General features: G+C 68.9%; 19 protein-coding genes. 7 read left to right on the forward strand and 12 right to left on the reverse strand.

Annotation, left to right across the window (positions count from 1 at the left end; all coding sequences use genetic code 11):
- Positions 1-193 (reverse strand): hypothetical protein (locus tag OZ671_RS07705; protein WP_268860196.1); only part of this gene is annotated, 193 nt, incomplete at its 3' end.
- A 252-nt stretch (positions 194-445) separates the two neighbouring features.
- Here OZ671_RS07705 and OZ671_RS07710 point away from each other — a divergent pair.
- Positions 446-1228: a gamma-glutamyl-gamma-aminobutyrate hydrolase family protein gene (locus tag OZ671_RS07710; protein ID WP_268860197.1), complete on the forward strand. Its 783-nt coding sequence runs from the start codon at positions 446-448 to the stop codon at positions 1226-1228.
- A gap of 50 nt (positions 1229-1278) precedes the next feature.
- Entirely contained in the window at positions 1279-2052 is a 774-nt protein-coding gene (locus tag OZ671_RS07715; protein WP_268860198.1) for an enoyl-CoA hydratase/isomerase family protein, read from the forward strand.
- A gap of 28 nt (positions 2053-2080) precedes the next feature.
- Here OZ671_RS07715 and OZ671_RS07720 read toward each other — a convergent pair whose 3' ends face one another.
- Positions 2081-3070, reverse strand: a complete 990-nt coding sequence (locus OZ671_RS07720; protein WP_268860199.1) for a GlxA family transcriptional regulator — start codon at positions 3068-3070, stop codon at positions 2081-2083.
- Positions 3071-3172: 102 nt separating this feature from the next.
- On the opposite strand from OZ671_RS07720, the gene OZ671_RS07725 reads away from it, so the two are divergent.
- On the forward strand, positions 3173-3892 hold the full coding sequence (locus OZ671_RS07725) for a DJ-1/PfpI family protein (protein WP_268860200.1): 720 nt from the start codon (positions 3173-3175) through the stop codon (positions 3890-3892).
- A gap of 103 nt (positions 3893-3995) precedes the next feature.
- Positions 3996-5171 (forward strand): MFS transporter, encoded by a 1176-nt coding sequence (locus tag OZ671_RS07730; RefSeq protein WP_268860201.1) that lies wholly within the window; start codon positions 3996-3998, stop codon positions 5169-5171.
- Positions 5172-5178: 7 nt separating this feature from the next.
- Here the strand turns inward: OZ671_RS07730 and OZ671_RS07735 are convergent, their stop codons facing one another.
- Both OZ671_RS07735 and OZ671_RS07740 read right to left on the reverse strand, forming a co-directional pair.
- Positions 5179-5487: an EthD family reductase gene (locus tag OZ671_RS07735; protein WP_268860202.1), complete on the reverse strand. Its 309-nt coding sequence runs from the start codon at positions 5485-5487 to the stop codon at positions 5179-5181.
- Positions 5488-5558: 71 nt separating this feature from the next.
- A complete protein-coding gene (locus OZ671_RS07740; RefSeq protein ID WP_268860203.1) occupies positions 5559-6176 on the reverse strand; it encodes a TetR/AcrR family transcriptional regulator in 618 nt (205 codons plus the stop codon).
- A 103-nt stretch (positions 6177-6279) separates the two neighbouring features.
- Between OZ671_RS07740 and OZ671_RS07745 the strand changes: the two genes are divergently transcribed.
- Positions 6280-6486, forward strand: a complete 207-nt coding sequence (locus tag OZ671_RS07745) for a hypothetical protein (protein WP_268860204.1) — start codon at positions 6280-6282, stop codon at positions 6484-6486.
- 74 nt (positions 6487-6560) lie between these two features.
- On the opposite strand, the gene leuA is transcribed toward OZ671_RS07745, so the two are convergent.
- From leuA to OZ671_RS07765, 4 genes are all read right to left on the reverse strand, one after another.
- Complete coding sequence (leuA, locus tag OZ671_RS07750) at positions 6561-8231, reverse strand: 2-isopropylmalate synthase (protein WP_268860348.1); 1671 nt, start codon at positions 8229-8231, stop codon at positions 6561-6563.
- A gap of 492 nt (positions 8232-8723) precedes the next feature.
- Positions 8724-10433: a methionine--tRNA ligase gene (gene metG, locus OZ671_RS07755; protein WP_268860205.1), complete on the reverse strand. Its 1710-nt coding sequence runs from the start codon at positions 10431-10433 to the stop codon at positions 8724-8726.
- A 254-nt stretch (positions 10434-10687) separates the two neighbouring features.
- A complete protein-coding gene (locus OZ671_RS07760) occupies positions 10688-11449 on the reverse strand; it encodes a sulfite exporter TauE/SafE family protein (RefSeq protein ID WP_268860206.1) in 762 nt (253 codons plus the stop codon).
- Between the two features lie 31 nt (positions 11450-11480).
- On the reverse strand, positions 11481-12287 hold the full coding sequence (locus tag OZ671_RS07765; RefSeq protein WP_268860207.1) for a helix-turn-helix domain-containing protein: 807 nt from the start codon (positions 12285-12287) through the stop codon (positions 11481-11483).
- A gap of 92 nt (positions 12288-12379) precedes the next feature.
- On the opposite strand from OZ671_RS07765, the gene OZ671_RS07770 reads away from it, so the two are divergent.
- Both OZ671_RS07770 and OZ671_RS07775 read left to right on the forward strand, forming a co-directional pair.
- Complete coding sequence (locus OZ671_RS07770; RefSeq protein WP_268860208.1) at positions 12380-12754, forward strand: ArsR/SmtB family transcription factor; 375 nt, start codon at positions 12380-12382, stop codon at positions 12752-12754.
- 16 nt (positions 12755-12770) lie between these two features.
- A complete protein-coding gene (locus tag OZ671_RS07775) occupies positions 12771-13238 on the forward strand; it encodes an SRPBCC domain-containing protein (RefSeq protein ID WP_268860209.1) in 468 nt (155 codons plus the stop codon).
- 664 nt (positions 13239-13902) lie between these two features.
- Here OZ671_RS07775 and OZ671_RS07780 read toward each other — a convergent pair.
- The 4 genes from OZ671_RS07780 to OZ671_RS07795 all read right to left on the reverse strand — a co-directional run bounded on the left by OZ671_RS07780 (position 13903) and on the right by OZ671_RS07795 (position 16641).
- Positions 13903-14319, reverse strand: a complete 417-nt coding sequence (locus OZ671_RS07780; RefSeq protein WP_268860210.1) for a DUF3597 domain-containing protein — start codon at positions 14317-14319, stop codon at positions 13903-13905.
- Positions 14320-14420: 101 nt separating this feature from the next.
- Entirely contained in the window at positions 14421-15227 is an 807-nt protein-coding gene (locus OZ671_RS07785) for an SRPBCC family protein (RefSeq protein WP_268860211.1), read from the reverse strand.
- Positions 15218-16042 (reverse strand): SRPBCC family protein, encoded by an 825-nt coding sequence (locus OZ671_RS07790; RefSeq protein ID WP_268860212.1) that lies wholly within the window; start codon positions 16040-16042, stop codon positions 15218-15220. Before OZ671_RS07790 ends, OZ671_RS07785 begins: the two co-directional genes overlap by 10 nt.
- Positions 16033-16641 carry an ArsR/SmtB family transcription factor gene (locus tag OZ671_RS07795; RefSeq protein ID WP_268860213.1) on the reverse strand — a complete coding sequence of 203 codons (609 nt, stop codon included), beginning with the start codon at positions 16639-16641 and terminating at the stop codon, positions 16033-16035. Before OZ671_RS07795 ends, OZ671_RS07790 begins: the two co-directional genes overlap by 10 nt.
- Between the last annotated feature and the right edge of the window lie 12 nt (positions 16642-16653).

The raw sequence follows: 16653 nt of genomic DNA on the forward strand, positions 1-16653 counted from the left end.
CGCGCACCACGGTCGGGCCGGTGACGGCGCCGGCAACGCCACCCACCACCGCACCCACCGGCCCCCCGACGACGGCCCCGGTGCCGGCTCCGACGGCTGCGCCGCCGACGCGCTGGTCGGTGGTCGAAGAGCCCGCACAGGCGGCGAGCGGCAAGGTGGCAAGGGCCCCCAGAATCAAAGCCCGACGGTTCATGACCTTCTCCTCTGCTCCTAAGCCAATGTGATCCTGAACGGAATCGCTCCCGTTAGATCAGCAGGAGATCTGCCGCAGGGCAACGCCCGAACATGACCGCCGGTTCCGTGACGGCAGCGCGGGCACCGTCTTCGGCTGCTGCCGCCATGCAGATGCCGCAATTCGAGGCTTCTCCCCGCGCAGCATTGGAACAACAATAGGCCGCAGCGGGCGCCACTCGGAGATCAAGCCCGCGCGATGGAGACAGCGGCGATGAAAAGACCTGTTGTCGGCGTCATCGGCAATGCCCATGTCGTCGAGAACCGCTTCAAGGTGCAGATGGCCGGCGAGCGCAACCTGCATGCGCTGAGCGACGTCGCCGGCGCGCTGCCGCTGATCTTCGCCGGCATGCCCGACGTGACCGACATCGACGCACTGCTCGGCGCGGTCGATGGCATCCTGCTCACCGGGGCGCGCGCCAACGTCCATCCGAGCCATTTCGGCACCGAACCGGACAGCCGCCACGAGCCTTACGACAACGAGCGCGACAGCGTCTCGCTGCCGCTGATCCGCGCCTGCGTCGAGCGCGGCATCCCGCTGTTCGGAATCTGCCGCGGTTTTCAGGAAATGAACGTTGCCTATGGCGGCTCGCTGCATCCGGAGATCCGCGACCTGCCGGGCCGGATGAACCATCGCATGCCGCGGCTGGAGAACGGCGAGGTGCATCCGGATCCGGCGGTGGTCTTCGCCGACCGCCACGAGGTGCGCCTCGTGCCCGGCGGCCACTTCGCCCGGCTGTTCGGCCGCGATGTCGTCAGGGTCAATTCGCTGCACGGCCAGGGCATTCTCGTGCCCGGCACGCGCATCGTGGTCGAAGGCGTCGCCGAGGACGGCACGATCGAGGCAATCCGCATCGCCGATGCCCCGGCCTTCGCGCTCGGCGTCCAGTGGCACGCCGAATTCGATCCACAGACCAACCCGCTGAACCGCGCGCTGTTCCAGGCCTTCGGGGCGGCGCTGCGGTCGGACCACGCCAGAATCGCCAAAAGCGCGTAAGGGGACGAGCCGGCTTCGCCGGCGCCGCATCACAGAGGACATCAGGCCGCATGGATCAGGGAACGGTCCGCTATTCCAGAGAGGGCGCTATCGCCCATGTCGTGTTCGACCGCCCCCAGGCGCGCAACGCGATGACCTGGACCATGTACGAACAGCTCACCGAGATCTGCGCCACCATCAAGGCCGACCGCAGCCTCAGAGCCGCGACGTTTCGCGGTGCCGGCGGCAAGGCCTTCATCGCCGGCACCGACATCGCCCAGTTCCGCACCTTTGCCTCGGGCGATGACGGCATTGCCTACGAGAAGCGCATCGAGGCCGTGCTCAATGCACTGGAAACGCTGCCGGTGCCGACCCTCGCCGTGGTCGAGGGCTGGTGTATCGGCGGCGGCCTGGCGATCGCGGCCTGCTGCGACCTGCGCATCGCGACGCCGGACGCCCAGTTCGGCGTGCCCATCGCCCGCACGCTCGGCAACTGCCTGTCGCCCGCCAACTATGCGCGGCTCGTCGCCGAGCTCGGCGTCGCGCGCACCAAGCGCATCCTCCTGATGGCCGAGACGATCGCTGCGGCGGAGGCCCATGCCGCCGGCTTCCTGCTCGACGTCGTCGCGGGCCCGCTCGACGAGCGGATCGCGGAGATCACCACGCGGCTGTCCAGCCATGCGCCGGTGACCATGCGAGTCAGCAAGGAAGCCATCCGGCGCATCCTGCACGCCGTCGCCGTCGACGGCGACGACCTGATCCGGCAGTGCTACGGCAGCCGCGACTTCAAGATCGGCGTCGAAGCCTTCGTCGCCAAGCGGACGCCGGAATGGACCGGCTCCTGAGCACACGGCGCCCGGCGCGGCCCGCAGCCTAGCCGGCCAGCTCTTCGTCCCGGCGGAAGCGCAGGCGATAGTCCTGCGGCAGGACGTTGAGCCGGCGGCGGAAGGCCCGGCGCATCTGCTCCTCGTCCTGGAAGCCGGCGCGCGCCGCAACCTCCTTCATGCTGGCCGCGGTTTCCTCCAATGCGCGCCGGGCGGCCTCCAGGCGGAACGCCTCGACCACCTTGCCGGGCGTGCGGCCGGTCTTCTGACGAAATACGCGGGCGAAGGTGCGCGGGCTCATGCCGACCCGCTCCGCCAGGGCCTCGACCTTGAGATCGCCGCGCAGATTGTCCTGGATCCAGGCCGAGAGACTCTCGAAGGCATCATCCTCGTCCGATTGCAGGCTCAGCGGCACGCTGAACTGCGCCTGGCCGCCGGGGCGCTTCAGGAACACGACCATCCTGCGCGCGACGCGCATCGCCTCGCGGTGGCCAAGGTCGCTTTCGACCAGCGCGAGCGCAAGATCGATGCCGGCGGTGACCCCGGCCGAGGTCCAGACCTCGCCGTCGCGGACGAAGACCGGATCGGTCGACACGGCGATATCGGGATAGCGGTCGCTGAGCAGTCCGCACGATCCCCAGTGCGTGACGGCGCGCCGGCCTTGCAGCAGGCCGGCGGCGGCCAGGATGAAGGCGCCCGTGCAGACCGAGCAGACACGCCGCACCGACGGGGCGTGCGTGCGGAACCAGGCGGTGAGCGCGGCATCCTCGGCGGCCCTGTGGACGCCCGGGCCGCCGCCGACGATCAGGGTGTCGACATCGCTTGCATCGCAGTCGGCGAGCGCGGTGGTCATCACCTCCATGCCCGAGGAGGTGCGCACCGCCCCGCCGGCGCGCGAGGCGACCTGCCAGGCATAAGGCTGTTCGCCGTCCCTGGCGGTTTCGCAGGCGAGCTCGAAGACCTGCAGAGGCCCCGCGAAATCGAGCAGCAGGCAGCCGTCGAACAGCACGAAGATGAGGCGTCTCGCGGTGATGGACATCGGACCAAGAGGACAGCGTCTGGCAGGAAATGCGGCCACTATGACATTTCGGCACGCTGGCGGCTTCGTCAACCTCGGACGCATTGCAAAGCGAGGTGCCCCATGTCCGACGCGATACCGGCCAAGCCGCTCGAAATCGGCCTCCTGTTCTTTCCCGGAATGACCCAGCTCGACGTCACCGGACCATTCGAAGTCTTCGCGCGCCTGCCCAATGCGCGCGTCCACCTGCTGTGGAAGCGGATCGAGCCGGTCGTCAGCGACGTCGGGCTGCCGCTGGTGCCGACGACCACCTTCGCCGACTGCCCCGATCTCGACGTCCTCTGCGTTGGCGGCGGACCGGGCCAGGTCGCCGTCATGGACGACGACGAGCTTCTGGCCTTCCTGCGCGACAAGGGCGGTTCTGCGCGCTACCTGACCTCGGTCTGCGCCGGCAGCCTGATGCTCGGCGGCGCCGGCCTGCTCGACGGCTATCGCTCGGCCTGCCACTGGCTGCTGGCCGACCAGCTCGCCGCCTTCGGCGCCATTCCGGTGGATGAACGCGTGGTGGTCGACCGCAACCGCATTTCCGGCGGCGGGGTGACGGCCGGCATCGATTTCGGCTTCCAGGTGGCGGCGCTCCTCTGCGGCGAGGAGGTTGCGCGCCGGCTGCAGCTCTTCCTCGAATATCAGCCTCAGCCTCCCTTCGACATCACCGTCCAGAACGCGCCGGCCGAGCTTCTCCGCGACATCCGCACGGCTGCGGCCACCATGGTGCGCGAACGCGCCGAGGCGGGACGGCGCGCTCTCGCGAAACGCGCGGCGCGGAAGCCGGAAGCGGCCTGAGCCAAGCCATGACGGCGCGGGCGGCGGGGTGTTCCGGTCCCGCCGCTCCGCCGGGCCGGAGCCGGCGCAGAACCGGCCCGGACATCGACCAGAGGGATCCACCATGAACCGCAACGTCATTCTTCTCTGCCTCTGCGAAGCACTCTATGTCTGCTACCTCTCGATCGGCTTCACGCTGATCAGCCTGGTCGGGCAGAACCTCGCGCCCGACAAGAATCTCGCCACCCTGCCCTTCTCGCTGACGGTGGTAGCCTCGGCGGTGACGACCATCGGCGCCTCCATGCTGATGGCGCGCATCGGCCGCCGGCTCGGCTTCATGACCGGCGCCGTGATCGGCATGGCAGGCGGCGCGCTCGCGACCTTCGCCATCATGGCGGGCAGCTTCTGGCTGTTCTGCGCCGGCAACTTCCTGATGGGCATGTTCAAGGCCTTTGCCCAATATTACCGCTTCGCGGCGGGCGAGGTCACCGAGCCCGACAAGCGCGCCTCGGCGATCTCGCTGGTGCTCGCCGGCGGCGTGATCGCGGCCGTCGGCGGCCCGCAGCTCGCCGCCTTCAGCCGCGACCTGCTGGCGCCGGCCGTCTTTGCCGGCTCCTTTGCGGCGATCACGGTGCTGGCTCTGCTCACCTTCACGCTGACCGCCTTCCTGAAAGTGCCGCCCGTGACGGAAGCCGCCAGGATCTCCGGCGGCCGGCCACTGACGGACATCATGCGAACCCAGCCGTTCATCGTCGCGGTCACGGCGGGTTCGGTCGGCTATGCGGTGATGGGTTTCGTCATGACCGCGACACCGCTTGCCGTCATCGGCTGCGGCTATACGGTCGGCGAGGCCGCCACCGTCATCCAGTGGCACCTGCTCGGCATGTTCGCGCCCTCGTTCCTGACCGGCCGCCTGTCGGCCAGGATCGGCTCGCTGAAGGTGATCCTCGCGGGCGCGGTGCTGTCGCTGTCGGCGGCGGCCGCGGGAGCAGCCGGCACCAGCCTCGGTCATTTCTGGACGAGCCTGCTGATGAGTGGCGTCGGCTGGAACTTCATGTATGTCGGCGCCACCATCCTGCTGACCGAGCATCATCAGCCGGAAGAGCAGGCCAAGGTCCAGGCGGCGAACGAATTCATCATGTTCACCTGCGTGTCGCTCTCCACCTTCATCGCCGGGGCCTTCTACAACCTCTACGGCTGGACCGCGGTCGCCCTGCTCGGCGTGCCGCCGGTCGCGCTGGCGCTGGCGCTGGCGCTCTGGATGATGGCGCGCGGGCGCCCCGCCGCACGGCCCGCCTGAAGGCGGATCACACCGCGCGGGTCTCGAAGAAATAGAGATCCGCGCCACCGTCGGCGAAGTTGACGAGATCGCCGGCGGCGGCCAGCCCGACGGGCGAGCGGAACGAATCCTGGATCGCCTGAACGCTGTCGAAATGAAGCGTCGCGACGAGGTGCACGCCGCTCGCCCCCACCGGACTGCCGACCGCGCCTTCGCTCACCTCATAGCGGCGCAGGCCCGGGATCTTCTTGGCGAGCGGCACATGGCTCGCAAAATAGTAGTCGTCGAACGCCTTGGGATCCTTGGGCGTCTTGTAGATCACAACCAGCCTTGCCATGCCGAACCTCCGGTGCGCGCAGCGCCCCATCGAGATCGCGCATCGCAGCGGCTCCGGCAAGATCCGGCCGATCACGGCCGCGCGCTGGCGCCGCGCACGAGAATGTTCGCGACGCGTGCCGTCGCCTCCCGATCGAATACGACGTTGCCGGTCAGCAGCCAGTACCAGTTGAAGCCGATATACAGGACGAGGAGCAGGTCGGCGTCGGCCGCCGCGATCTCGCCGCGCGCGGCGGCGCGCGCGAACAGGCCCTTCAGCTCCCGCGTGCGGGCCGGCAGGAACTTGTCGCGCAGGGCCTCCAGCGCCGCCTCGCTCGCCTGCGCCTCCGCGACCAGTCCGCGGAAGGCGCGGCCGGACGGCGTCTCGCGCCAGAAGCGCCAGAGCGCCTCGGTGTAGTCGACGAGATCACGCGCGAGCGAGCCGGTATCCGGCGGCACGATGGCTGCGGCCTTTTCCTCCGAATAGACGGCGACGATCAGGTCGGCCTTGGTCGGCCACCAGCGATAGATGGTCGGCTTGCCCGCCCCCGCCCGGCGCGCCACCTCGTCGATCGAAAAGCCGGCATAGCCCTTGTCGGCCATCAGCGCCCGGGCCGCATCCAGCACCGCCCGTTCGGTCGCCGGATTGCGCCTGGCCCCCACCGAGGTGCGGCGTGAGACGGAAATCTCCCGGTCGGACGTGGTCGCCACGTGCAGTCCCTCCTGCGCTCACCCCCGGCCCTTGTCATAACGAAACGGGTCGTATATATCAAACAATCGAAACGGATCGTTCCGTTACAACAAGGATCCCGCCATGACCGTCGTCGCCGCAAAGCTCGCCCATATCCGCTTCCTGCTCACCCTGATGGCGGGCGCCTATCTCCTGATCAACGGCATTCTCGCCCTCATCGCGCCGCTCACGACCGGCTGGCCGATCTGGGCCGTCACCGCGCTCGCCGTGCCGCCCATGGTGGTCGGCATGGTGCATCTCGTCATTCCATTCGCCCGCCGCGGCCGATGACATGACTTCGGCCTGCCGCCCGCGCGGCGGGGGCGTCGATGGGCCGCGCGAGACGTCCCATCGACGGCTGCCGGTCAGGCCGCGTTGGCGGCGCTCAGCACCGCCTTGACCGAAGCCATGGCCACATCGGCGTCGATGCCGACGCCGAAGACGGTGCGGCCATCCGCCAGACGGCCTTCGACATAGGCGGCCGCCTGGGCGTCGGAGCCGCGCCGCAGCGCATGCTCCTGATAGTCGACGATCTCGATCGACAGGCCGCAGCTTTCCTCGAGCGCGGCGACGACACCGGAAATGAGCCCGTTGCCGCGCCCGGAAATCACCCTGTCCTGCCCGTCCATGCGAATCCGGCCGACGAAGCGCCGGCTTTCGCCCGGCCGGTGAACGCCACCCTCCTCGTAATCGACGAGAGCGAAGCGCTGGTCGCCGGTCAGGTGATAGGCGCTCTGGAAGATCTCCCAGATGCTCTCGGCGGTCATTTCGCGCCCCGTGCGATCGGCCGCCTCCTGCACCGCCCGGCTGAAGTCGACCTGCAGGCGGCGCGGCAGCTTCAGCCCGCGATCCTGTTCCATGACCCAGGCGACGCCGCCCTTTCCGGACTGGGAGTTCACCCGGATCACGGCTTCGTAGGTCTCGCCGAGATCGGCCGGATCGATCGGCAGATAGGGCATTTCCCAGACACCGTCATTGCGCGTTTCGTGCGCCGCGAACCCCTTCTTGATGGCGTCCTGATGCGAGCCCGAAAAGGCGGTGAACACCAGCTCGCCGGCATAGGGGTGGCGCGGATGGACCGGCAGGCCGTTGCAGTGCTCGACGGTGCTGACGACGTCGCGCATCGTGGAGAAATCGAGGCCTGGATCGATGCCCTGCGTGTAGAGATTCAGCGCCAGTGTGACCAGGTCGACATTGCCCGTTCGCTCGCCATTGCCGAACAGGCAGCCTTCGACGCGATCGGCGCCGGCGAGCAGGGCGAGCTCCGTCGCGGCGACGCCCGTGCCCCGGTCGTTGTGCGGATGCAGGCTGATGACCACTGAATCGCGCCGTGAGATGTTGCGGCAGAACCATTCGATCTGGTCGGCATAGACATTGGGCATGGCGACCTCGACGGTCGCCGGCAGATTGAGGATGACAGGGTGGTCCGGCGTCGGCTGGAAGACGTCGAGCACGCGCTCGCAGACCTCCAGCGCGAATTCCGGCTCGGTGAAGGAAAAGGTCTCCGGCGAATATTCGAAGGTCCAGCGGGTTTCCGGCTGCTTGCGGCTCTCGGCCAGCATGGCGCGGGCGCCGGCGACCGACAGGGCGACGATCTCCTCCTTCGCCATGCCGAACACGACCCTGCGGAACAGGGGGGCGGTGGCGACGTAGAGATGAACGATGGCCTGGCGAACGCCCTTCAGCGATTCGAAGGTGCGGGCGATCAGGTCCTCGCGCGCCTGGGTCAGCACCTGGACGGTGACATCGTCGGGTATCCGGCCGCCCTCGATGAGGCTGCGCACGAAGTCGAATTCCGTCTGCGAGGCGGATGGAAATCCGATCTCGATTTCCTTGAAGCCGATCTTCAGCAGCATGTCGTAGAACCGCAGCTTCTTTTCGACCCCCATCGGGTCGGCGAGCGCCTGGTTGCCGTCGCGCAGGTCGGTGGAGACCCAGCGCGGCGCGGCGGTGATCTGGCGGGCCGGCCATTGCCGGTCAGGCAGATGAACCGGGGGCTGGAACGGGCGATATTTCGAATCCGGATTGCTCAGCATCATGATGATGGGCCTGAATTTTTCGCGTTGTGCTTGAAGGGTGGCGCGGCCGGCGCGCTGACGCGTTTCGAGCAAAGCGGACGTCGCTTCGCGGGCAATGGAGCGTCCGAACCGGAAAGCCGCCGCTGCGGCGGTGTGCCGCCGGCAAGCCTCCGGATGCGCTGCAGCCGTCGGGCGGCCGTCAGGCCCGACGGCTGCCGCTAAGTCGCGTGGCGGGCCGGCACGGGGCACCGCGCGCCGTCAGGCGACAGATCGGCAATGATGGTGTGGAATAATCGCTAGCCATGACGGCCCTCGCGCAAACAGCAGCCCGAACGACGATGCCCCGCCCCCCTCAGGAGGTCGGGCCGGCAAGTCGAAGGCTGGTGCGCGGGTTCGAAATCATGGTGCCGCTTCATCTCACGGTGGCCCCGGTGAAGTCAACCGGGCATCGATCGGCCGGGACACGGGCCGTGCCCCGCGGCAGGATGGGCCTGTCGCGGGGCACCGGCGTCATGCCTCCCTGCCGGCACCCGGGGCACGGCCGGAGAACCGGGCGCGGCTTGCGGCCACCCATTCCCCGTCGAGCCGCGCGAACAGGACGGGCGGGATCTTGACCTGCGTCCCGCCCGGTACACGGTCGAGAGCCTCGCCCGCGGTGCCGGGCAGCGGCGGCGGCGCCGTCGCGAGACCGAACGCCGCCAGCACCGTTTCGGCGGTGCCCGGGATGACCGGCCAGGCAACGGCTGCGGCGCAGGCCACGAGGTTGACGGCGACCCGCGTCGCCAGGGCCGACGCATCCAGCTCGGTGCGGATCGCAGTCCAGGGGGCGGCTTCGGCGAGATAGCCATTGGCAAGGCGCCAGATCGCACGGATCTCGTTCGCGCTCTTGCGCAGGGCCCGGGCCTCCTGTGCGGACCGCAGGGCCGAGAGATGCCCGTCGAGCTGACGCGCAAGCCGCACCTCGCGGTCGCCGGGCGCGCCGCCCGCCGGCACAATACCGCCGAAGCGGCCGGCGACGAAGCTCAGCACGCGGTGGACGAGGTTGCCGAACGTGTCGGCGAGGTCGTTGTTCACGTCGGTGGCAAAACGCGCGAAGCTGAAGTCGGTATCGTGGTTCTCCGGCGCATTGGCGGCGAGCCACCAGCGCCAATAGTCGGGCTGGAGCAGATCCAGCGCCTCGTCGAGGAACACCCCGCGCCCGCGGCTGGTCGAAAACTTGCCGCCTTCATAGGTCAGCCAGTTCACCGCCTTGATCACGTCGACGGTCTTCCACGGCTCCCCCGAGCCGAGCTCGGTCGCCGGAAAGCTCACGGCATGGAACGGCACATTGTCCTTGCCCAGGAACTGCACGTAGTCGACATTGCCGGCCGCATACCACCAGCCGCGCCAGTCGCGCCGGTCCGGTGCTTCCGCCGCCCAGTCCTCGGTCGCCGCGATATAGCCGATCGGCGCATCGAACCAGACATAGAAGACCTTGTCCTCGAAGCCTGGCTTCGGCACCGGCACGCCCCAGGCGAGATCCCGGGTGATGCAGCGGTCCTGCAGACCCTCGTCGAGCCATTTGCGTGCGATGGAGGAGGCGAGCGGCGGCCAGCCCCGCCGCGTTCCGAGCCAGCCTTCGAGCGCATCCGCCAGGGCCGACTGCCGCAGGAACAGGTGGCGTGACGGGCGCACCTCCAGGACCGTGCTGCCGGACAGCGCCGAGCGTGGCGCGCGCAGATCGGTCGGATCGAGCGGGCGCGTGCAGCTTTCGCACTGGTCGCCGCGGGCCTCGGCGAAACCACAATGAGGACAGGTTCCGATGATGTAGCGATCCGGCAGGAAGCGGCCATCGGCAGGCGAATAGACCTGATCGAGCACGCGCTCGGCAATGAAGCCGCGCGCGTCGAGGGCGTGGAAGAAATGCTGGGTGCGGGCATGGTTGCGCGCCGAAGACGTCCGGCCGAAATGGTCGAAAGACAGGCCGAACCGCCGGTAGATCTCGGCCTGCCGGTCATGCTGCTCGCGGCAATAATCGGCCACCGGCTGGCCGGCGGCCGCGGCCGCAAGCTCGGCCGGCGTTCCGTGCTCGTCGGTCGCGCAGATGAACAGCGTCTCGTCGCCGATCTGCCGCCGGTATCGGGCATGGATGTCGGCCGGCAGCAGCGAGCCGGCGAAATTTCCGAGATGTTTGGTGCCGTTGATGTAAGGCAACGCGCTGGTGATCAGAGCCTTGGCCATGATGCCCTCCTCCGGGTCATGTCATGGGGTGAGGCGCCGGAACCTGATCCGATCAATGAAAAGCCCTCCGGCAGAACCGGAGGGCTTGGGTCCGACGCTCACACGCGGCCTACGGCACGCGCTCAACCCCTCCGGCCAATCTCCTGCTGGCAGGGCCTGCGCATTCGTGCGGCGAGGCGAAGGGTGAACATGGAAGGCGTCCGTCTGAAGTCGACGCGGACCATGCCCGAAGCCCGGGACACTGGCAAGGGAGGTCAAAGCCAATAGCGATGCGCATAGACGAGCGTCATCACCGCACCCGCGACGATGACGAACCATTGGACCAGGCGTGCGGGCAGGACGCGCACCAGATGGCCGCCGGCATAGCCGCCGACGAGCGCGCCGGCGAGCATGACCGCGGTCTCCGGCCAGCGCACCATGCCCTGGACGACAAAGATGCCGATCGCGGCGAGGCTGACGCCGGTCGCGAGCAGGTTCTTCAGCACCTTGACCTTGCGGATGTCGTTCGGCTCGGCGATCGACAGGATCGCCGAGAGCACGATGCCGAGGCCGGCCCCGAAGAATCCGCCATAGACCGAGGCCGCTCCAAGCGTGATGCGTTCGGCCATGGCCGATGGCGGCGCGCCCGCGCGCCGTCGTTCGCTCCAGGCCTGGATTGCCGGCGCGAAGGCGAAGAGAGCGGTCGCCAGGCCGATCAGCGCGGGCACGGGCAGGACGAAGATCCGGTCCGGCAGCGCCAAGAGCAGCAGCGCGCCGGCAATGCCGCCCGCGATCGACACGGCGAGCGCCGCGCCGAGCTGCCGGTCGAAGGGCGGCAGCTTCTCCCGATCCGCGAAGGCCGCGATGAGATGGCCCGGCGAGATCGCGACGGCATTGGACGCATTGGCGGTCACCGGCGGCACGCCTGCGGCCAGCATGGCGGGAAAGGTGATCAGCGTCGCGCCGCCGGCGACCGCATTGATGATGCCGCCGGCAAGACCGGCAGCGAATAGAAGGGCGACAATGCTCGGATCCATGGGGCCTCCTCGGATGAGGCCAGAGCATGGATCAAGGCGGCGGCGCGGTCTGGATCATTTGTGATGGCGGGCGGCCCGCCCGGTAGGCGGCGGGCGAGACGCCGAAAACCCGGCGGAACTGCCGCCCGAAATGGCTCTGGTCGGCGAAGCCGAGATCAGCCGCGACGACCGCGAGCGGCTCTCTCCCGCGCAGCCGGCGCCGCGCCTCGTTCAGACGGCGGATGATCCTGTAGGCGTGCGGCGGCAGCCCGGTCGTGCGGGCGAAGCGCCGGCTGAACTCCTCGCGGCTGACCCCGCTCGCGGCGGCGATCCGTCCGATCGTCAGGCGCCCCGCCGGCCATCCCGAAGCAGCGATCCGCGCGGTTCCCGCGGCATGCGCCGGTCCGGTTCCGCCGACCCGACAGGCGAACAGATCCAGCAGCATCGCGCCACCGGCCCGGCGCGCCACATCCAGCGCGTCCGGAACGGCCAGCGCGTCGGGAACGGCCAGGACGGCCGGTTCGCCGAGATCGAACGGCGCATAGATGTTGAGACAGCAGGTCGCGGCGACATCCTGCGGCAAGCTGCGATGCGGCAGGCCGGCCGGTATGGCCATGCACTCCCCTACCCGCACCACAAAAGACGTCCCGCCCAGCGCGAACCGGCGCTCGCCCGACAGGACCAGGGTCAGTTGCGCTTCGTCGTGGAAATGCACCCGCAGATCGGGCGCCGCACCGCCCGACCAGAAGGCGAATTCGGCGGCCGCCGCACGCCAATAGGCCCACCGGCCTGCATCCGTCTTGCACGCGCGAATGGCCCGTTCCCCCTGCTCCGCCGAATGGGCCGCAGCCCGGCGCAACCATGTCTAGCACGGTGCAAAAAAATCGCTGAGGGGGCTTGTATATTACACATGAGTTATATAACTTTGAATTTATATAACGGACAATGCAAATGACAAACCTCGACGCAACATTCTCCGCGCTTGCCGATCCGACGCGGCGCGCAATCCTCGCACGGCTCTGTCGGGGAGAAGCGACGGTGATGGAACTCGCCGAGCCCTTCGCCATGACGCAGCCGGCAGTTTCCAGGCACCTGAAAGTGCTGGAGGGCGCCGGCCTGATCGAACGCCGTGTCGAAGGCACCAGGCGGCCGTGCCGGCTGGCATCGACCGGCCTCACCGAAATCGACGAGTGGCTGGGCATGCTGCGCAAGGCGCTCGCCGCCAACTACGACCGGCTGGACCTCCTGCTCGCCGCCATGGAGGCGACAGACCCCGCCGCCGCCAACCCCGTTTCCCCGCCCCCAAAGGCCGATGAGCCAACCTGACAGAAAGGCAAGAACCATGACCAAGCTCGTTCTGAAGACCGAAGGCGATCGCCACGTCGTCGTCACGAGGCGCTTTGCCGCCAAGCCGGAGGCCGTCTATCGCGCCCATACCGAACCGAAACTCGTTCAGCAGTGGATGCTCGGTCCGGACGGCTGGACCATGCCGACCTGCATCAACGAGGCGCGGCCGGGCGGACGCATCCGCTACGAGTGGAGCGACGGCAAGGGCGGCGGCTTCCATCTGACCGGCGAATATGTCTCGCTCGAGCCGTTCAGCCGGATCGTCCATGTCGAACGCATGCACCTGCCGGACCCCACCCCGGACAACCATGTCGAGACACGTTTCGAAGCGGATGGCACGGGCACGCTGATGACCATGCGCATGACCCTGCCGGATGCGGAGACCCGCGCCGCCATGCTGGCGAGCGGCATGGAAGGCGGCATGGAGGCGAGCTACGCCCGCATGGAAGAGGTGCTCGCCTGATCCCGTCGCTGGTGAGCGAACAGGCATCCCGTCCGGCCCGTGCCCTCCGCGGGCCGGGCCGTTGCCGGCGCGCGGATGCGCCACCCAGGAACGAACGTGCGCCTTCGGCATGCGCAGTGACGCTTCGACACGACGACCGCAGTGGGCTGCACGTCATGGCCGCATGCCGCCGATCCGTGGAGAACCGGACCCTGGCGAAGCCGATCGGAAATCCCGACGAAACGCCGGCCTTAGGCCTCGCCAACGAAGCCGTCCGGCCGGGCCGATGGCGGCGTCGAGGCTGCGCTGACGCGGTGGCGACAAGCCTCCGGGACTGCGGCGGAACGGCTCGCTGGCAGCGATCGGCTGCCGGATCGACGGTGGCCAAGCCGCCGCGCTGCATGACAGCGGCCGTTTCGAGGACAGCATCGCGGCATCCGAACCGGCCCGCGCCTGGTGCGCGACGATCGGTCAGCGCTTGCCGGCGCTCACCGTGGCGAGGGCTCATCTTGCGCTGGAAGCGACGGCCCCGCTGATCGGCGCGCGCGGTCGCGCCGGGAATCGAATCTGTGCCGGCATCGGCACGGCGGAAAGCGAGCGGCCGCGCCCCGCCCCCGCGCGAAAGGCCGGCCAAGGGCGCCCCGCCCGGCCATGCCGGCGGCGGAACGCCCTCCGCTCGCGGACCTCAGTCCTTCAGGTCGTCGGGAACCTTGCCGCCATTGGCGGCCAGCTTGTTCATGACCTGCTTGTGCAGCCAGATGTTCATCGTGGCCGAGTCGTTGGTGTCGCCGGTGTAGTTGAGCTCCTTGGCGAGCTCCTTGCGCGCGGTGAGGCTGCTGTCGAGATTGAGCAGTTTCATCAGGTCGACGATCGAGGTCTTCCAGTTGAGCGGCTGCGACGCCTTGGACGCGAGATCGTCCAGGATGGCCGCGACGTCGACGGTCGCGCCAGCAGCCGCCGAAGCACCCGATGCCGCCGTGGCGGTGCCCGACGCCGCGGGCGCAGCGCTCGTCGCGCCCCCGGCCGGCGCAGCCGCCGGCGCCTCAGCCGCCTGAGCCCGGCCGGGCAGGATCTTGTTCAGGATCGAGCTGAAAATGCTCATTGGGTTCTCCAGTTTCACGTTGCCCCGGCGGCAAGCTAGCACGTCAATGCCGGCTGACAATGACACAATCGATTCCGCAAAAATCCCCGGCCGAGCGCCGCTTAGGCCGATGCCGGGAAATTCTCGGCCATCCAGGCTTCCCAGACCGGCTGCTGGCGGGCGGCCTCGGCCGCACCATCCGGGCCGTAGAAGAACAGGCTTGCGGCCGTGTTCACCGCGTCGCCCCACTGATAGGTGCCGATCAGCGCGACACCCGGTGCGGGGCGGTCGAGCAGCAGGGTCACCTGATGGTGCGCCCCCTCGTCGACACGCGTGACCGTGCCGGCCAGCGGCGGCGCGCCATTGGCGGGCGCTGCCCGCCGCTCACCCGGAGCCGCGCCGGCCAGTCCGAGCTTGGCCGTCAGCGCCGCCCAGGCCCCGGCCTCGGTGCCGGCAAATTGGCCCCCCGGGCGGATCGAGCCAACCGGCTGGCCGGCAAAGTGCTGCAGATAGATGGCCAGAACGCCGAAGAAGGGCGGCCAGCCGGTTTCCATGCTGCCCAGTTCCTTGTCCCAGTCGTCGGCATCGGTGAACAGGCTGTGGACAAGCCGCAGCCGACAGGTGCTGCCGGACAGAGCCTCGATGACGAATTCGGTGCCGAGCGGCGGCGCCTCGCCGTTCCAGCCGGGCTCGACATAGGCAAAGCGCCGTGGCGCCTCGAAGGCCGTCACCTCGCCGGTCGACACCATGTCGGGGCCAAGCTCGAAGCTCACCATGCCACCCGGCCGCTCCTCGACGGTGGATGGCACGAACCAGGCCGAAATGCCCGGTCCGGTGGCGATGGCGCGCCAGACCTGCTCGACGGTTCCCGGCAGTTCCACTTCGAGGCTGATCGCGCGCCGGCCGCTTGCGTCGGTCTTCACTGCCATTCGCCGTCCTCCCTCGTCACCGTCCCGAAATGCCGCCCCATCCAACTTGTCCAGGCCGCTTCGGCGCTGTCTTTCGCAGCCACGGCCGCCGGTCCGTAGAGGTAGAAACGAATCGCCGGGTAGATCTTGCCGTTCATCGGAAAGGGCACGAGATGGGCAAGGCCCGGTGCCGGCCGGTCGGTCCGGACGACCAGTTCTTCCGGCCATTCCGGCGTGCCCGCCCAGACGACCGTGCCGCCGAGCGGCGGCAGGTCCGCCGGCGCGTCGACACGATCGCCGAGCTTGGCGCCCGCCAAGCCGAACGGCCGGGTGAAGATCTCCCAGGCCGCGCTGCGCGGCTCGGGAGCGACGCCCATGGCCTGGAACGATGCCCCGGTCTCGCCCGCGAAATGGGTGAGATAAAGCCGCAGGAGCCGGAAGAAGGCCTGCCAGCCCTCGCTGTGACCGGCATATTCGTCGTCGAAATCGGCGCTTTCGGCGAACCAGCTATGGACCACCCTGACAAGGCAGGTCGAGCCCGACCGGGCTTCCACCGTCCATTCGCTCGCCACCAGTCCCGGGCGATCGTGGGTCTCGACCACCCAGCGCCGCGGCGGCGCCCATTCCGTGATCGTGCCGACCGAATCCATGGTGTCGCCCGGTCCGAAATGCGAAACGGCCCGGCCGCCCGGCCGCTCCTCGACCTCGGACGGGACGAACCAGGCGGAGATGCCCGGTCCCGTCGCGATCGCCGCCCAGACCTGCTCGGGCGTGCCCGGCACTTCGGTTTCCGCCTGAACCGAACGCCGCCCGGAAGGATCGACTTTCACTGGCATGATGGGCTCCCCTGGCTCGCCGCGTGCGGCAGCGGATGGGCCACCAGCACCAGCCGATGGCTGCGCCCGCCGGGCGCCTCGCCATCATGGTAGCGGGCGACCAGCGCGGTGATGGCGCCGGTCAGCTCGCGGGTGAATTCGGCGCGGTCGGCCGGCGAGCGAAAGCGGATCTCGGTATCGACCGCAAGGGTCGCCAGCCGCTTGTCGGCGGCAACCGCGCGCCGCCAGAGATCACCCACCTCCCGGACGATGCGGGCCCCCAGCGCGATGAGATAGCTCGCCGACAGCCGGTCGCCGCTGCGCGCGGGATCGGAACCGACAGAGCCGAGCGCGTCGGGCGACACCACATAGGACCTGGCGCTCGCGACCAGCAGCCGCTCGGTCAGGCCGCCCCATTGGCGTTCCTCGGCGACCGCCACCAGGCCCTGCGCCTCCAAAGCCCTCAGGTGATAGTTCACCTTCTGCCGCGCCATGCCGACCCGGCCGGCCAGCGTCGCCGCCGAAGCCGGCTCTGCCAGTTCCGCCAGCAGGCGGCTGCGCACCGGTTCCAGCGCCGTCGCGGCCGCCACGGGATCGTTGATGACCTGAACGTCGAGCATGACCTGCATCAT

This window comes from Phreatobacter sp. AB_2022a, assembly GCF_026847585.1.
In the GTDB taxonomy this organism is placed as follows: Bacteria; Pseudomonadota; Alphaproteobacteria; order Rhizobiales; family Phreatobacteraceae; genus Phreatobacter.

Coding starts and splice junctions, on each gene's coding strand:
- OZ671_RS07710 (WP_268860197.1), top strand. CDS start 446: ATGAAAAGACCTGTTGTCGGCGTCATCGGCAATGCCCATGTCGTCGAG.
- OZ671_RS07795 (WP_268860213.1), bottom strand. CDS start 16,641: ATGCTCGACGTTCAGGTCATCAACGATCCCGTGGCGGCCGCGACGGCG.
- OZ671_RS07785 (WP_268860211.1), bottom strand. CDS start 15,227: ATGGCAGTGAAGACCGACGCAAGCGGCCGGCGCGCGATCAGCCTCGAA.
- OZ671_RS07775 (WP_268860209.1), top strand. CDS start 12,771: ATGACCAAGCTCGTTCTGAAGACCGAAGGCGATCGCCACGTCGTCGTC.
- OZ671_RS07715 (WP_268860198.1), top strand. CDS start 1,279: ATGGATCAGGGAACGGTCCGCTATTCCAGAGAGGGCGCTATCGCCCAT.
- OZ671_RS07790 (WP_268860212.1), bottom strand. CDS start 16,042: ATGCCAGTGAAAGTCGATCCTTCCGGGCGGCGTTCGGTTCAGGCGGAA.
- leuA (WP_268860348.1), bottom strand. CDS start 8,231: ATGCTGAGCAATCCGGATTCGAAATATCGCCCGTTCCAGCCCCCGGTT.
- OZ671_RS07745 (WP_268860204.1), top strand. CDS start 6,280: ATGACCGTCGTCGCCGCAAAGCTCGCCCATATCCGCTTCCTGCTCACC.
- OZ671_RS07730 (WP_268860201.1), top strand. CDS start 3,996: ATGAACCGCAACGTCATTCTTCTCTGCCTCTGCGAAGCACTCTATGTC.
- OZ671_RS07735 (WP_268860202.1), bottom strand. CDS start 5,487: ATGGCAAGGCTGGTTGTGATCTACAAGACGCCCAAGGATCCCAAGGCG.
- OZ671_RS07760 (WP_268860206.1), bottom strand. CDS start 11,449: ATGGATCCGAGCATTGTCGCCCTTCTATTCGCTGCCGGTCTTGCCGGC.
- OZ671_RS07720 (WP_268860199.1), bottom strand. CDS start 3,070: ATGTCCATCACCGCGAGACGCCTCATCTTCGTGCTGTTCGACGGCTGC.
- metG (WP_268860205.1), bottom strand. CDS start 10,433: ATGGCCAAGGCTCTGATCACCAGCGCGTTGCCTTACATCAACGGCACC.
- OZ671_RS07770 (WP_268860208.1), top strand. CDS start 12,380: ATGACAAACCTCGACGCAACATTCTCCGCGCTTGCCGATCCGACGCGG.
- OZ671_RS07780 (WP_268860210.1), bottom strand. CDS start 14,319: ATGAGCATTTTCAGCTCGATCCTGAACAAGATCCTGCCCGGCCGGGCT.
- OZ671_RS07725 (WP_268860200.1), top strand. CDS start 3,173: ATGTCCGACGCGATACCGGCCAAGCCGCTCGAAATCGGCCTCCTGTTC.